Origin of the sequence: Bradyrhizobium sp. CCBAU 25360, assembly GCF_028128695.1 — a bacterium.
In the GTDB taxonomy this organism is placed as follows: domain Bacteria; phylum Pseudomonadota; class Alphaproteobacteria; order Rhizobiales; family Xanthobacteraceae; genus Bradyrhizobium; species Bradyrhizobium ottawaense.
The window spans coordinates 71,416-85,673 of the sequence record NZ_LBJA01000031.1; the positions used below are offsets into that span (position 1 = coordinate 71,416).

Annotated in this window: 17 protein-coding genes; 11 read left to right on the forward strand and 6 right to left on the reverse strand. The window is 64.0% G+C overall.

Annotation, left to right across the window (positions count from 1 at the left end):
• Nucleotides 1–15 precede the first annotated feature (15 nt).
• The 4 genes from ntrB (at nucleotide 16) to XH81_RS08460 (ending at nucleotide 2,787) form a co-directional block, all read left to right on the forward strand.
• Nucleotides 16–855, forward strand: coding sequence for a nitrate ABC transporter permease (gene ntrB / locus XH81_RS08445; protein WP_028142836.1), 840 nt, complete (start codon nucleotides 16–18; stop codon nucleotides 853–855).
• Between the two features lie 5 nt (nucleotides 856–860).
• Nucleotides 861–1,784, forward strand: coding sequence for an ABC transporter ATP-binding protein (locus XH81_RS08450; RefSeq protein ID WP_028142837.1), 924 nt, complete (start codon nucleotides 861–863; stop codon nucleotides 1,782–1,784).
• Between the two features lie 15 nt (nucleotides 1,785–1,799).
• Entirely contained in the window at nucleotides 1,800–2,288 is a 489-nt protein-coding gene (gene cynS, locus XH81_RS08455; RefSeq protein WP_049801764.1) for a cyanase, read from the forward strand.
• A gap of 115 nt (nucleotides 2,289–2,403) precedes the next feature.
• Nucleotides 2,404–2,787: a hypothetical protein gene (locus XH81_RS08460; RefSeq protein WP_028142838.1), complete on the forward strand. Its 384-nt coding sequence runs from the start codon at nucleotides 2,404–2,406 to the stop codon at nucleotides 2,785–2,787.
• A 15-nt stretch (nucleotides 2,788–2,802) separates the two neighbouring features.
• On the opposite strand, the gene XH81_RS08465 is transcribed toward XH81_RS08460, so the two are convergent.
• Nucleotides 2,803–3,126, reverse strand: coding sequence for a DUF1476 domain-containing protein (locus XH81_RS08465; RefSeq protein ID WP_028142839.1), 324 nt, complete (start codon nucleotides 3,124–3,126; stop codon nucleotides 2,803–2,805).
• Between the two features lie 323 nt (nucleotides 3,127–3,449).
• On the opposite strand from XH81_RS08465, the gene purC reads away from it, so the two are divergent.
• A complete protein-coding gene (gene purC, locus XH81_RS08470) occupies nucleotides 3,450–4,217 on the forward strand; it encodes a phosphoribosylaminoimidazolesuccinocarboxamide synthase (RefSeq protein ID WP_173015815.1) in 768 nt (255 codons plus the stop codon).
• Nucleotides 4,218–4,230: 13 nt separating this feature from the next.
• Complete coding sequence (gene purS, locus XH81_RS08475) at nucleotides 4,231–4,470, forward strand: phosphoribosylformylglycinamidine synthase subunit PurS (RefSeq protein WP_028142840.1); 240 nt, start codon at nucleotides 4,231–4,233, stop codon at nucleotides 4,468–4,470.
• Nucleotides 4,471–4,531: 61 nt separating this feature from the next.
• Here purS and XH81_RS08480 read toward each other — a convergent pair whose 3' ends face one another.
• Nucleotides 4,532–5,548: a magnesium and cobalt transport protein CorA gene (locus tag XH81_RS08480; protein WP_028142841.1), complete on the reverse strand. Its 1,017-nt coding sequence runs from the start codon at nucleotides 5,546–5,548 to the stop codon at nucleotides 4,532–4,534.
• A gap of 167 nt (nucleotides 5,549–5,715) precedes the next feature.
• On the opposite strand from XH81_RS08480, the gene purQ reads away from it, so the two are divergent.
• Both purQ and XH81_RS08490 read left to right on the forward strand, forming a co-directional pair.
• Entirely contained in the window at nucleotides 5,716–6,417 is a 702-nt protein-coding gene (gene purQ / locus XH81_RS08485; protein WP_028142842.1) for a phosphoribosylformylglycinamidine synthase subunit PurQ, read from the forward strand.
• Entirely contained in the window at nucleotides 6,414–7,385 is a 972-nt protein-coding gene (locus XH81_RS08490; protein WP_028142843.1) for a tripartite tricarboxylate transporter substrate binding protein BugD, read from the forward strand. Before purQ ends, XH81_RS08490 begins: the two co-directional genes overlap by 4 nt.
• 50 nt (nucleotides 7,386–7,435) lie before the next feature.
• Here XH81_RS08490 and XH81_RS08495 read toward each other — a convergent pair whose 3' ends face one another.
• On the reverse strand, nucleotides 7,436–7,825 hold the full coding sequence (locus XH81_RS08495) for a RidA family protein (RefSeq protein WP_028142844.1): 390 nt from the start codon (nucleotides 7,823–7,825) through the stop codon (nucleotides 7,436–7,438).
• A gap of 139 nt (nucleotides 7,826–7,964) precedes the next feature.
• Here XH81_RS08495 and XH81_RS08500 point away from each other — a divergent pair, with 139 nt between their 5' ends.
• Both XH81_RS08500 and XH81_RS08505 read left to right on the forward strand, forming a co-directional pair.
• Nucleotides 7,965–8,570 (forward strand): TetR/AcrR family transcriptional regulator, encoded by a 606-nt coding sequence (locus tag XH81_RS08500; RefSeq protein WP_028142845.1) that lies wholly within the window; start codon nucleotides 7,965–7,967, stop codon nucleotides 8,568–8,570.
• A gap of 175 nt (nucleotides 8,571–8,745) precedes the next feature.
• A complete protein-coding gene (locus XH81_RS08505; protein ID WP_028142846.1) occupies nucleotides 8,746–9,489 on the forward strand; it encodes a tetratricopeptide repeat protein in 744 nt (247 codons plus the stop codon).
• A gap of 13 nt (nucleotides 9,490–9,502) precedes the next feature.
• Here the strand turns inward: XH81_RS08505 and XH81_RS08510 are convergent, their stop codons facing one another.
• The 3 genes from XH81_RS08510 to XH81_RS08520 all read right to left on the reverse strand — a co-directional run bounded on the left by XH81_RS08510 (nucleotide 9,503) and on the right by XH81_RS08520 (nucleotide 11,816).
• Nucleotides 9,503–10,177, reverse strand: a complete 675-nt coding sequence (locus XH81_RS08510) for a CPBP family intramembrane glutamic endopeptidase (RefSeq protein WP_028142847.1) — start codon at nucleotides 10,175–10,177, stop codon at nucleotides 9,503–9,505.
• A 117-nt stretch (nucleotides 10,178–10,294) separates the two neighbouring features.
• Nucleotides 10,295–11,260 (reverse strand): DMT family transporter, encoded by a 966-nt coding sequence (locus tag XH81_RS08515; protein ID WP_028142848.1) that lies wholly within the window; start codon nucleotides 11,258–11,260, stop codon nucleotides 10,295–10,297.
• Between the two features lie 76 nt (nucleotides 11,261–11,336).
• A complete protein-coding gene (locus XH81_RS08520; protein WP_028142849.1) occupies nucleotides 11,337–11,816 on the reverse strand; it encodes a PaaI family thioesterase in 480 nt (159 codons plus the stop codon).
• 184 nt (nucleotides 11,817–12,000) lie between these two features.
• Here XH81_RS08520 and purL point away from each other — a divergent pair, with 184 nt between their 5' ends.
• Nucleotides 12,001–14,211: a phosphoribosylformylglycinamidine synthase subunit PurL gene (gene purL, locus XH81_RS08525; RefSeq protein ID WP_028142850.1), complete on the forward strand. Its 2,211-nt coding sequence runs from the start codon at nucleotides 12,001–12,003 to the stop codon at nucleotides 14,209–14,211.
• Nucleotides 14,212–14,258 lie beyond the last annotated feature (47 nt).

Consider the following 14,258-nt stretch of genomic DNA (forward strand, 5'->3'; position numbering starts at 1 on the left):
GAGAGGTCTCGCGCGATGACTTCTTCTCTCCGCCTCCGCGCCGGTCTCGTCTCCATCGCGCTGCTCGCTGCATTCCTCGGCATCTGGCATCTCGCCACGCGCTCGACAGGCCCCGTCGCCACGATGAGCCCCGAATACGCCAAGCTGATGGGGCTGACCCAGACGCAGGGCAAATCGGCGATGCCCGGGCCGCTCGATGTCGGCGCCAAGTTGTGGGAGCATTTGCGGCGGCCGTTCTACGACAACGGGCCGAACGACAAGGGGCTCGGCATCCAGCTTGCCTATTCGATCGCGCGGGTCGGCACCGGCTATCTGCTGGCGGTGCTGGTCGCGATCCCGCTCGGATTTCTGATCGGCATGTCGCCGCTGCTGAGCAAGGCGCTCGATCCCTTCATCCAGGTGCTGAAGCCGATCTCGCCGTTGGCCTGGATGCCGCTCGCGCTCTACACCATCAAGGATTCCTCGATCTCGGCGATCTTCGTCATCTTCATCTGCTCGATCTGGCCGATGCTGCTCAATACCGTGTTCGGCGTTGCCAGCGTGCGCAAGGAATGGATCAACGTCGCGCGCACGCTCGAGGTCGGCACCATCAGGCGGGCCTTCACCGTGATCCTCCCCGCGGCGGCGCCGACGATCCTGACCGGCATGCGCATCTCGATCGGCATCGCCTGGCTCGTCATCGTCGCCGCCGAAATGCTCGTCGGCGGCACCGGCATCGGCTATTTCGTCTGGAACGAGTGGAATAATCTGTCGATCACCAACGTGATCATCGCGATCCTGCTGATCGGGATCGTCGGCATGCTGCTCGACCAGATCCTGGCGCGCTTCACGCGCATGGTCACGTTTCCGGAGTAGGGGCGATGACCGACAAATTCATCTCGATCGAAGCCATCGCGAAGCGCTATCCCGGCGCCGGCGGCGCCACGACCACCGTGTTCGAGAACCTGTGGCTGTCGATGGCGCGCGGCGAGTTTGCCTGCGTGATCGGGCATTCCGGCTGCGGCAAGACCACGGTGCTCAACATTCTCGCCGGCCTCGATGCGCCGAGCGAGGGCGCCGTCATCGTCGACGGGCAGGCGATTTCGGGCACCAGCCTCGACCGCGCCGTGATCTTCCAGAGCCACGCGCTCTTGCCCTGGCGCACCGTGCTCGGCAACGTCACCTATGCCGTCAGCTCGAAATGGCGGAGCTGGGACCGCGCCAAGGTGAAGGTGCACGCGCAGACCTTCATCGATCTCGTCGGCCTGACCGGCTCCGAGCACAAGCGGCCGTCGGAGCTGTCGGGCGGCATGAAGCAGCGCGTCGGCATCGCACGTGCGCTCTCGATCACGCCGAAGATCATGCTGATGGACGAGCCGTTCTCGGCGCTGGACGCGCTGACGCGCGGCACGCTGCAGGACGAGGTGCGGCGCATTTGCCTCGAGACCGGGCAGACCGCGTTCATGATCAGCCATGATGTCGACGAGGCGATCTACCTCGCCGACAAGATCTTCCTGATGACCAACGGACCCGGTGCGGTGCTGGCCGAGGTCGTCGAGAACCCGCTGCCGAGGGACCGCGGCCGCACTGATCTGCACCGCCACCCGCTCTACTACGCACTGCGCAACCACATCATCGATTTCCTGGTGACGCGCAGCAAGACGTTTACCGCCGAGACACCCGACCACGATCCGCGTAATGTGCCGCTGGTGCATATCGGCAAGCCCGGACTGACGATCGCATCCAGTGGTGACGAGCAACGCCAGACCTGGACGCCCGGGACCAGTCCCGGACTGACTGCTTGAAAAGGAGACCCTGACATGAAACGCGAAGACCTCACTGAGAAGCTGCTCGACATCAAGCGCGAGAAGGGCTGGAGCTGGAAGCACATCTGCGACAAGATCGGGGGGTATTCCGAGGTCCTCATCGTCGGCGCCATCCTCGGCCAGATGAAATTGACGAAGCCGCAGGCTGCCAATGCCGGCGAGCTGTTCGGCCTGTCGAAGGCGGAAGTTGCGATGCTCAACGAGGTGCCGATGCGCGGCACCGGCACGCCGATGCCGCCGACCGATCCCCTGATCTATCGCTTCTACGAAATGGTGATGGTGAACGGCCCGGCCTGGAAGGCGCTGATCGAGGAAGAATTCGGCGACGGCATCATGTCGGCGATCGACTTCGACATGGCCATGGAGCGCGTCGCCAACCCGAAGGGCGACCGCGTCAAGATCACCATGAGCGGCAAATTCCTGCCGTACAAATATTACGGCGCCAGCGGCAACGTGCCGGAATACGGCTTCAAGGAGGAGTGACCGACGCAGTTAACCGCTGGTGAAGCGGCGGCCCGGTGTTTGCGGTCCATGGTTTGCCTGACGGCAACCTCTGGAGGCTAGGTAACGGGCCTCGCTTCAACCACAGGTACCCGTGATGAAATTTCGCTCGCGTTTTGTCTTGGCAGGCGTTGGTCTGCTGGTCGTGATAGCTCCCGCCAAGGCCCAGTCCCAGCGTGTCATCGCCGAGCAAGGCGGCGGTGGTCTGCGGCAGGAAGGATCGGTGCGTGTGCAGACTTCGATCAACTTCTTTGTCGCCGGTCCGACCGGGGACAGCGAGGAGGCCCAGAAACTGCGCGACCGCGCGCGCCGCACAGTCTACGAGATGGCGGCGCGCGAATGTGATCTCCTGCGCGAGGTGCTCGCCCGCGATTGCCGGATGGAGTCGGTCAACACCAACATCAACCGGCAGTTCGGACCGCAACAAGCGGAGGGATTCAATATTAGCGGATCGATGGGTTTTCAGATCACGCTGAAATAGAGCCAGACGGCGGGGTCACTTCCCCGCCTTCACCTCGGCAGCCGCCACCGCGAGCAGCTCGCTCATCTTGGCGCGAATCGCCTGCTCGGTGACGGCGACGTTCTTGGCGGTGAAATCGGCCGTGATCTTGCGCAGGACGTCGGCATCGCCGGCCTCCTCGAAATCGGCCGCGACCACCTCCTTGGCATAGGCGGTGGCGGCATCGCCTGACATGCCGAGCTTTTCAGCCGCCCACAGCCCGAGTAGCCGGTTGCGGCGGGCCTCCGCCTTGAATTTCTGCTCCTCGTCGAGGGCGTATTTCTTCTCGAAACCTTCCTGGCGCTTGTCGAACTCGCTCATGCCTTGTTCCAAATCCCCTGCTGAATGGAGCGGGAGCCTTCCGTTGCGGCGACCCGACTGCATGCCTACATAGATAGCACGAATCGGCAAAACAACGGGCCGTTAAGCCGCAGGCAAGATGGTATAAGTTGGCGCCGGACGGCCGGATCGATTGTGCTCGGTCAGCCAATCGGATAGGTTGCCTGAAGGCTTGGTTCCCGTTCTGTTTCCAAGGGTTATGGACGGGGTTCCGGGTCGTTCACGGCAGCTCCGCTGTGGGTCGTAAATCCTAGTAACCGGAGCACACCAAATACATGGATTTCAACAAAACACGGTACATCCCCATGAGCCGGCGGCGTCGCATTTATGAAGGCAAGGCAAAGGTTCTGTATGAAGGCCCGGAGCCCGGTACCCTGATCCAGCACTTCAAGGACGACGCGACCGCGTTCAATGCGAAAAAGCATCAGGTAATCGAGGGCAAGGGCGTCCTCAACAACCGGATCTCGGAGTACTTGTTTCAGCACCTCAACGACATCGGGGTGCCGACCCACTTCATTCGCCGTCTCAACATGCGCGAGCAGTTGATTCGCGAGGTCGAGATCGTGCCGCTCGAGGTGGTGGTGCGGAACGTCGCCGCGGGCTCGCTGTCGCAGCGCCTCGGCATCGAAGAAGGCACCCAGCTGCCCCGTTCAATCATCGAATTCTACTACAAGAACGACCAGCTCAACGACCCCATGGTGTCGGAAGAGCACATCACGGCCTTCGGCTGGGCGACGCCCCAGGAGATCGACGACATCATGGCGCTCGCCATCCGCGTCAACGACTTCCTCACCGGCCTCTTCCTCGGAATCGGCATCCGCCTCGTCGACTTCAAGATGGAATGCGGACGTCTGTTCGAGAACGAGATGATGCGCATCATCGTCGCCGACGAGATCTCGCCGGATAGCTGCCGTCTGTGGGACATCAAGTCGAACGAGAAGCTCGACAAGGACCGTTTCCGCAGGGATCTCGGCGGTCTGCTCGAGGCCTATACTGAAGTTGCAAAACGTCTCGGCATCCTCATGGAGAACGAGCGTCCGCAGGGCTCCGGCCCGGTGCTGGTGAAGAGCTGAGGGGATTTTCGACGTGAAGGCACGTGTCACCGTTACCTTGAAGACGGGCATCCTCGATCCGCAAGGCAAGGCCATCGAAGGCGCGCTGAAGTCGCTCGGCGTCGACGGCGTCGCCAGCGTCCGCCAGGGCAAGGTGTTCGACATCGAGCTCGCCGGCGCCGACAAGACCAAGGCGGAAGCCGCGCTGAAGGAAGCCGCCGACAAGCTGTTGGCGAATACCGTGATCGAGAACTATCGGGTCGAAATCGTCTAGGGCTGTCCGCCATGGTAGCCCGGATCGCGCTTCGATCCATCCGGGCTACGAAGCGATTTCCTCATAGCCATCCGGCGCGACGAAAACGCCAGTACAGCGCGGTGCACGCCGTCAGCATCACGCCGAGCAGCATGTAATAGCCGTAGTCCCATTCCAGCTCCGGCATGTGCTTGAAGTTCATGCCGTAGATGCCGGCAAGCGCGGTCGGGATCGCGATGATCGCGAGCCAGGACGCGAGCTTCTTGGACACCGCCGTCTCCTGCGCCTGGCCGACCAGCAGGCTGGCCTCGAATGCGAAGGCCAGCACCTCGCGCATGGAATCGATGCGCTCCTGGATGTTGCGGACGTGGTCGGTGACGTCGCGAAATAGCGGCTGCATGGCCTGCCGCACCATCGACAGCTCGTCATGCTCCAGCCGGCGGCAGACCTCCACCAGCGGCCCGATCGCGTTGCGCAGCCGCAACAGGTCGCGGCGCAGCATGTAGAGCCGCTCGATCTGGGCTTTGCTGATCGCCTTGGACAGCACGTCGTCCTCGATACCCTCGACTTCGTCGTGAATGCTCTCGAGCACGGGCGAGTAATTGTCGACGATGAAATCGAGGATCGCATAGAGGATGTAATCCTCGCCGCGGGCGAGCGCCCGCGGGCAGCTTTCGCAGCGTTCGCGCACCGGCCTGTAGGACGTCGAGGCGCCGTGGCGCACCGAGACCAGATAACCTTCGCCGACGAAGATGTGGGTTTCGCCGAAGACGATGCGGCCCTCGACCAGCTGCGCCGTCCGCGCCACGATGAACAGGGCTTCGCCATATTGCTCGATCTTGGGCCGCTGATGGGCGTGGTTGGCGTCCTCGATCGCGAGTTCGTGCAGGTCGAATTGCTTCTGCACCGCGCCGAGCAGCGCCATGTCGGGCTCGTGCAGGCCGATCCAGACCACGTGGCCGGGCTTGGCCCGCCAGCTCGAGGCCTCGCTGATGGCGATATTGGCGATACGGCGGCCATCGACATAGGCGCCGGCGGCGACGACGCCCTCGGTGGACACGGGCTCGGAGGGGGACGTGGGCAGCGACGGGACGTTCATGGCTTCAATCCCGGGCAAGATCGTCGGGCAAAAGTGCCTCGGCTATGGCCTGTGTACAAGGCCGTCCGGCAAGGCTAGCACTGGTAAAATCCCCGTCAAATGGCTATGTCTCTTCGCGAATTGGCCCTTTGGCCAGCCCGATTCCCATCACCGTCGGAACTTTTGCCATGAAAGCCGCGATCCTCGTCTTTCCCGGAATCAACCGCGAACGCGACATGGCGCGGGCGCTGAGGATGATCTCGGGCAGCGAGCCGGCGATGGTCTGGCACGCCGAGCCGTCGCTGCCCGCGGGCACGGATCTCGTGGTGGTGCCGGGCGGCTTCTCCTACGGCGACTATTTGCGCTGCGGCGCCATCGCGGCACGCGCGCCGGTGATGGACGCGGTGCGCGACTATGCGGCCAAGGGCGGCCTCGTGCTCGGCGTCTGCAACGGTTTTCAGATCCTCTGCGAATCCGGCCTGTTGCCGGGCGTGTTGATGCGCAACGAGCGGCTGAAATTCATTTGCCATGACGTGCATCTGCGCGTCGAGCGGTCCGACACGCCGTTCACCCGCGGCTACAATGCCGGACAGGTGATCCGCGTGCCGGTCGCCCATGGCGAAGGCAATTACGAGGCGGACGAAGAGACCATCAAGCGGCTCGAAGGCGAGGGGCGGGTGCTCTATCGCTATTGCTCCGCCGAGGGCGTGGTGGACGAAGCTCACAACATCAACGGCGCCGCGCATTCGATCGCCGGCATCGTCAACGACAAGGGCAACGTGCTCGGCATGATGCCGCATCCGGAAAACCACGTCGAAGACATCATGGGCTGCACCGACGGCCGCGGCTTGTTCGCGGGCCTGACCGCGCATCTGGAAAAAGCCGCGTGATTGCGTTCGCGGTGAAGCGGGCTCTCGCTGCGATCGCGGCGCTGGCATTCGCGACGGCCGCGTTCGCGCAGGATTATCCAAAACGTCCGGTTACCATGATCGTGCCGTTCGCGGCCGGCGGCACCTCGGACGTGATCGCGCGCGCGGTGGCCGAGCAGATGGGCATCGCGCTCGGCCAGACCATCGTGATCGAGAACGTCGCCGGGGCCGGCGGCTCGACCGCGCTGGCGCGCGCCTCCCGTGCCGAGCCCGACGGCTACACCATCGCAATCGGCAATGCCGGCACCAATGCCGCGACCTACACGATCTATCCCAAGCTGCCGTTCACGCCTGATTCCTTCGTGCCGATCGCCATGGTGGCGAAGACGTTCGGCATCATCGCGCTGCGCAAGGACTTTCCGGCGAAGGACCTCAAGGAGTTCATCGCCTACGCCAAGGCCAATCCCGGCAAGATCAATCTCGGCCATGCCGGCGTCGGCTCCTCGAACTATCTGATCTGCAAGAGCTTCGTCACCGCCGCCAGCATCGACGCGACGCTGGTCGGCTATCGCGGCGCCGCGCCCGCGCTGACCGATGCCGTCGGCAGCCAGATCGACGGCGTCTGCGATGCGGCGGCCTCGGTCTCGCAATCGATCAACGAGAAGCTGGTGAAGGGGCTCGTGGTCGGCTCGACCGTGCGGCTCGCCACGCTGCCGGACCTGCCGACCTCGACGGAAGCGGGTCTGCCCGAATTCGAGGCGCAAGGCTGGAACGGTCTGTTCGCGCCCAAGGGCACGCCGCCGGCCGTGATTGCCAAGCTGAACGCCGCGGCGCGCACGGCCGTCGAGACCGACGCGGTCAAGAAGCGCTTTGCCGACCTGTCGACCGTTGCGCCCGATGCCAATGAGCATACGCCGGAGCTGCTGCAGCAGCTCGTGACACGGGACGTCGAAAAATATCGGAAAATGCTGGCGGACGACGCCAAGTAGTAGGCCGCTCCTGCCGGCTCCCGCATTGGCGGGAGTCGGCTTTGCGCGACTCAAGGAATCCGCGCGACGACCTTGATCTCGAAGTCGAACCCGGCAAGCCAATTCACGCCAACAGCCGTCCAATTCGGATAGGGCGCGTCGCCGATCTCGGTGCTGCGGACAGCCATCACCGTATCGATCTGTTGGGCAGGATTGGTGTGAAACGTGGTGACATCCACCACATCGTCCAGCGTGCATCCGGCAGCTGCGAGCACCGCGCGCAAATTGGCAAACGCACGCCGGACCTGGTCCTCGAACACGGGCTCGGGTGAGCCGTCCTCGCGGCTGCCGACCTGTCCCGAGACGAACAGCAAGTCGCCGGACCGGATCGCGGCCGAATACCGATGAGCTTCATAAAGTGCGTGACGGTGAGCAGGGAAGATGGCCTCGCGCTGGAGCATGTGGCTGTGCCTTTCGAAAGATCAGGGGCAGGGACCGCGAATTGCCTTGCGGCGCCGGTCGTGACATTGTTCATATACGGTTCGTATGTGAGCTTATTGCTCACATACGGGGCGTATGTCAACAGAAAATGGGTCGAGCATGATCGAGGGAAAACGTGCCGCAGCCATGGCGGAAAATCGGGCCAAGCTCATCCGCGCTGCGCGCAAGGCTTTCGCCACGCAGGGTTATGCAGAAGCGTCGATGGATGAGCTGACGGCCTCGGTCGGGCTGACACGGGGCGCGCTCTATCACAATTTCGAGGACAAGAAGGGGCTGCTCTGGGCCGTCGTCGCGCAGATCGATGGCGAAATGGCGGAGCGGCTGCGCGCGATCCGGGAGCAAGCGCCAACCTTGTGGCAGGGCCTGCTTGCAGAGGGCAGTGCCTATATCGAAATGGCGCTCGATCCTGAAATTCAGCGCATCATGCTTCTGGATGGACCTGCCGTACTCGGTGATCCATCCAAATGGCCCGGCGAGAACGCCTGCCTGGATATCACCATGCGAACGATCCGGTCACTGATCGACGAGAAGGTGGTGAAGCCTTTGGATGTTGAAGCAGCCGGGCGACTGCTGAACGGCGCCGCGCTCAGTGCCGCATTATGGGTCGCCGCAGCCAACGATCCGAAAGTCGTGCTGAACAAGGCCGTGGACGCGTTTCGACAGTTGGCGAGCGGATTGCTGCGCGACTCGAATGGCCGCGCATGATGCAAATTTCGCTCGTGAACCTCCGTCACGCTTGAGGCGACTGACTCCTCGTCGCCATCACGGCGCGTGCGTCCGGGGTCGCTGATTTTCTGCAAGGGGAGCAACTCAAAGTTGTTCCGCCGCTGCAATTGCGATATCACGGAGCGTGCGCTGTCGCTGTGCCCGTGGATGTCACATGCCCGTTGCCCTGATCGTTCTGCTGCTCGATCTCACGCTGATCTATCACGCCTCGCGAACCGGGCGGTTGCGGCCCTGGGCCTTCATCATCCTGCTGGTGCCGATGATGGGCGCGCTCGCCTATATCGCGGTCGAGCTCATTCCCGAATGGTTTTCCAGTCACGGTGCCCGGCAGGCGCGCCAGCGCGTCGCCAACCGGCTCGATCCGGAGAAGCGCTATCGCGAATTGTCGGACCGGCTGGCTGACGCCGACACCATCGCCAACCGCGCGGCGCTGGCGGACGAGTGCGCGAATATCGGCCGGTTCGCTGAGGCCGAGCAGCATTATGACCACATCCTGAAGCTGCCGATGGGGCACGATCCCGCCTATGCGTTTCGCAAGGCGCAGGCCGAGTTTTCCGCCAAGCGTCCGGCCGACGCGCTCACGACGCTCGACGATCTCCAGAAGCAATGGCCCGACTTCGATTCCGCGGATGCGCATCTGCTCTACGCCCGCGCGCTCGTCGAGGTCGGCCGGACCGACGAGGCGCTGGAGGAATATCACGCTCTCGCCGGCTACTACCCCGGCGCCGAAGCGCGGGTGCGCTACGGCCTGCTGCTGCAGGTGGTCGGCCGCACCGCCGAGGCGCGAATGGTCTTCAACGAGTTGCTGATCCAGATGCGCCGCGCACCGAAATATCTGCGCAACGCGCAGGCGGAATGGCTGTCGATCGCCGAGAAGCAATTGTCGGCGTCGCGCTAGTTGCCTTCGCGCTTTAGAACCAGCGCCAAATTCCGGCAAACGCGACCAGGTCAACGAGGTAATGCGCGAGCACGACCGGCCAAAGGGCGCCTGACCGCCAATACATCACCATGAAAAGGATGCCGAATATTGTGGCGAGAAGGATGTTCCCGACCCCGGACCACCAATGATGGGCACCGAACATGAGAGAAGTGATGAGAACGGCAAAGGCGCCGTCACCCAGGTAAGGTCGGGCGGTGTTCCGAAGCAATCGCCTGAAGATGATCTCTTCGCTGGCCGCGACCAGTATCAGGCCAACGACAAGATCGAAGACGTTGAGCCAGCCGATTGGGTGCGGATACTTGCCGACGATGGTCGCCGGAAATGTCGCATTCATGAGACGTAGCGGCCACTGACCCAACCGGTCCAGCAGCACTGACCCAGCAATCCAGACCCCGATTTCAAGTAGAGAGATCCGGCGTTTCTCCCTGCGATAGGCGATAGCGCGTGCTGCCGGAATCGCCGCAAGGATGACCAGAGCGGCGACTCGGCCGGCATAGTCCCAGACGAGCCAGCCCGCGGCACTATGCTGATGCAGTCGCATCACTTGGGATGCAACGAGCGGGAAGAGCGCGAGCGCAAACCACCAGAGGCTGGGCGCGCGATCGGCCTTTGAATCGCCAATGGCGTCCGGTGAACGACTTTCCATGCTGGGCCCTGAGGGAGGGATGCGTCACGACAGGCTTGCGCCCGACTACCTCATATTCGTCCAGCGTGTGACAATCGAGCTATGCCCGCGCTGGCGCTCAAAGCCCGCGCAATCGGCCTAGCGCAGCTTGAACTTCTCTGCCGGCACCGTCATCGCCGCCACGCCCGCCATCACCAGCACTAGCCCCAGCGCCAGGTTCGACGGCACGCTCTCGCCGAGCAGCAGCACGGAGAGGCCGACGCCGATCGGAATGCGCAGATACCCTTGCGCATTCGTGGTTAGCGTACCGAGGCGGCCGAGGCAGACGTAGAACAGCATCAAGCCCAGCGCGCTCGAGACGATGCCCATGACGATGGTGGCGACGATCGCGGTCGGCGTCGGCTGCAGCGTCCAGGGCTGGTCGATGATCAGCGATGGCGGCAGCAGGATGAGACCGCCGAACAATAGCGAGCCGGCCGCCACCACCATCGGGTCGTATTCGGAGAGGCGAAGGCCGAAGATCGTGGCGCAGGCAAAGGAGATGGTGGCGAGCAGGATCGCGATCTCCGCCACGATCTCGGTCCCGAAGCCGCGCAGTGCATCGAGGCCGACGATGAGAATGGTGCCGGCGAGGCCGAGGATCGCGCCGGCGAGCTTGAGCAGCGTTGCCGGCTCATGCCGGGTGATCAGCGAGGTGATCAGGAACGCGAAGATCGGCGTGGTCGAGGCCAGCACCACGGTGTTCGACGCCGGCACATAGAGCTGCGACCAGGTGATGATCAGGAACGGAAAGGTCGAGTTGATCAGCTGCTGGGTCGCGAACAGCTTCCACGCCTTCGCGTCGGTCGGGACGCTGATGCCGCGCATCCACAGGATCGCGAACAGGAAGGCAGCCGCGATCAGCGAGCGTGCCGAGATGAAGGTGATGGGCGGGACGGTAGGAAGCGCCAGCTTGGCCAGCGGGTAGGTCGAGCTCCAGCAGCAGGCGAGCGCGAGCAGCAGCGCATAGTCGCGCCAGTTGCGCGCGCCGGTGGCGGCCATGGCCGGCAACGGCGATGAAACGGAGGCCGCTGAGCGCCCCGCCTCCGATGTGCTCTGCGGCACCTTGTTCCTGCTCCCCGGCGCGACAGCGCTTGCCGGGAAGTCTGGGCGAGGGGGCGCGAAAAGGGAAGGCGCCGAGCTATGCGTTTGGCTGAGGTAGCGCCTTCCGCTTCATCCGCTTGATCGTGCCGGAAAAGGTGAGCAGCACCCGCGTCCCGGACGTCATCTTGCCGCGCAGGAAGATCAGCGAGCCGCCGGCGCGGGTGACCTCGCCGGTGCATTCGATCAGCTCGCCCTCGCGTGCCGCGTCGAGAAATTCACAGGCAAAATTGGTCGTCACCGCCCGGCTGTCCAGGACATGGGTGGCGATCGCAAACAGGGAGTAGTCGGCAAAGGCCATGTAGCAGCCGCCGTGGACGTTCCCGGAGCCGTTGAGGTGCTTTTTCTCGACCCGGAAGGCGCTGCGGACGTTGCCATCCGCCTCGATCCGGTGCCAGAAGGGGCCGACATGGGACTCAAAACTGTCGCGAATCCAGGTCCGCCAGCCCACAAATTCGCCCTCGGTGGCGACGTGGAGGTCAGGGCGGCGGGGTAGGGGCGCTTTGGTCAATTCGTGCAAGGAAATGGGCCTTCAATTGCGGGTCTTCAGCCCTTAAATCCGATCCGTCCGCGCCGTGCAATTCCTGTTCCCGCCGTCCCCGCCTGCAAAACGTGGGACAGCGGGAAAATGCGCCATAAAGGGCTTTTCGCGAGCCCTGGATGTTCCTAAGAACGGCCAAACCGCCGCCGAAAGCCTGGAATCCATGAAGAACGAACCCAAGATCACCCCCGAACTGGTTGCCGCCCATGGGCTCAAGCCCGACGAATATGAGCGCATCCTGAAGCTGATCGGGCGGGAGCCGACCTTCACCGAGCTCGGCATCTTCTCGGCGATGTGGAACGAGCACTGCTCGTACAAATCCTCGCGCATCCATCTCAAGGGCCTGCCGACCAAGGCGCCCTGGGTGATCCAGGGCCCCGGCGAGAATGCCGGCGTGATCGACATCGGCGACGGCCAGGCCGTGGTCTTCAAGATGGAAAGCCACAACCACCCGAGCTACATCGAGCCCTACCAGGGCGCCACCACGGGAGTCGGCGGCATTTTGCGCGACGTCTTCACCATGGGCGCGCGTCCCATCGCCTGCCTCAATGCGCTCAGCTTCGGCGCGCCCGAACATGCCCGGACACGGCATCTGGTCTCCGGCGTCGTCGCCGGCGTCGGGGGGTACGGCAATTCCTTCGGCGTGCCGACGGTGGGCGGCCAGGTGCGCTTCCACACCCGCTATGACGGCAACATCCTCGTCAACGCGATGGCTGTCGGCCTCGCCGATGCCGACAAGATCTTCTATGCGGCGGCGTCCGGCGTGAACATGCCGATCGTCTATCTCGGCTCCAAGACGGGGCGCGACGGCATTCACGGCGCCTCGATGGCCTCGGCCGAGTTCGACGACAAGTCCGAGGAGAAGCGCCCGACCGTGCAGGTCGGCGATCCCTTCGCCGAGAAGCTGCTGTTGGAAGCCTGCCTCGAGATCATGGAGAGGGGCTGCGTCATCGCGATCCAGGACATGGGCGCGGCGGGCCTGACCTGCTCGGCGGTCGAGATGGGCGCCAAGGGCGACCTCGGCGTCGATCTCGATCTCGATGCGGTGCCGACCCGCGAGACCGGGATGAGCGCCTACGAGATGATGCTCTCGGAGAGCCAGGAGCGCATGCTCATGGTGCTCAAGCCCGAGAAGGAAAAGGAAGCCGAGGCGATCTTCAAGAAGTGGGGCCTGGACTTCGCCGTGGTCGGCTACACCACGCCGAGCAAGCGTTTCGTGGTCAAGCATGGCGGCGACGTCATGGCCGACCTGCCGATCAAGGAGCTCGGCGACGAGGCGCCGCTCTACGACCGTCCGCATGTCCCTTCCGCCGCGTTGCCGGTCGTGCATGCGCGTGATGTGCCGGCGCCGATGGGCGTAGGTGGCGCGCTGGAGAAGCTGATCGGCACGCCGGACATGTGCAGCAAGCGCTGGGTCTGGGAGCAGTACGACCACGTCATTCTCGGCAACACCATGCAGCGTCCCGGCGGCGATGCCGCCGTGGTGCGCATCGAGGACGGGCCGAAGGGGCTGGCGCTGACCGTTGACGTCACGCCGCGCTATTGCGAGGCGGACCCGTTCGAAGGCGGCAAGCAGGCGGTGGCCGAAGCCTGGCGCAACATCACCGCGGTCGGCGGCAAGCCGCTCGCGATCACCGACAACCTCAACTTCGGCAATCCTGAAAGGCCCGAGATCATGGGCCAGTTCGTCGGCTGCCTGAAGGGCATCTCGGAAGCCTGCCGCACGCTCGACTTCCCGGTCGTCTCCGGCAACGTCTCGCTCTACAACGAGACCAACGGCCGCGCGATCCTCCCCACACCGTCCATCGGCGGCGTCGGCCTGCTCGACGATTTCACCAAATCCGCCTCGCTCGCCTTCAAGGCCGAGGGCGAAGCGATCCTCCTGGTCGGCGAGACCCATGGCTGGCTCGGCCAGTCCGTTTACCTGCGCGACATCTGCGGCCGCGAGGAGGGCGCGCCGCCGCCGGTCGATCTCGCCGCCGAGAAGCGCAATGGCGATTGCGTGCGCGGCATGATCCATGGCGGCACCGCGACCGCCGTGCACGACCTCTCCGACGGCGGCCTCCTGATCGCACTGGCCGAGATGGCGATGGCGGGCGGCATCGGGGCCAAGCTGCTGGCGGCGCCGACTTCACTGGTCTCGCAGGCCTATTGGTTCGGCGAGGACCAGGCGCGCTATCTCGTCACCGTGCCGGAAACCGAAGCCGGCCGCGTGCTGGCCAAGATGCGCGGCTGCGAAGTGCCCTGCGTGCGAATCGGCACCACCGGCGGCGATGCGATCGCGATCGCGGGCGAAGCGCCCGTGGCGATCGACAGCTTGCGCAAATCGTTCGAGCGCTGGCTGCCGGAATATATGGGCGGGAAGGCGGCCTGAGCTGCTGCCACGCACTCCGTCATTGCGATGAGCGAAGCGACGAAGCA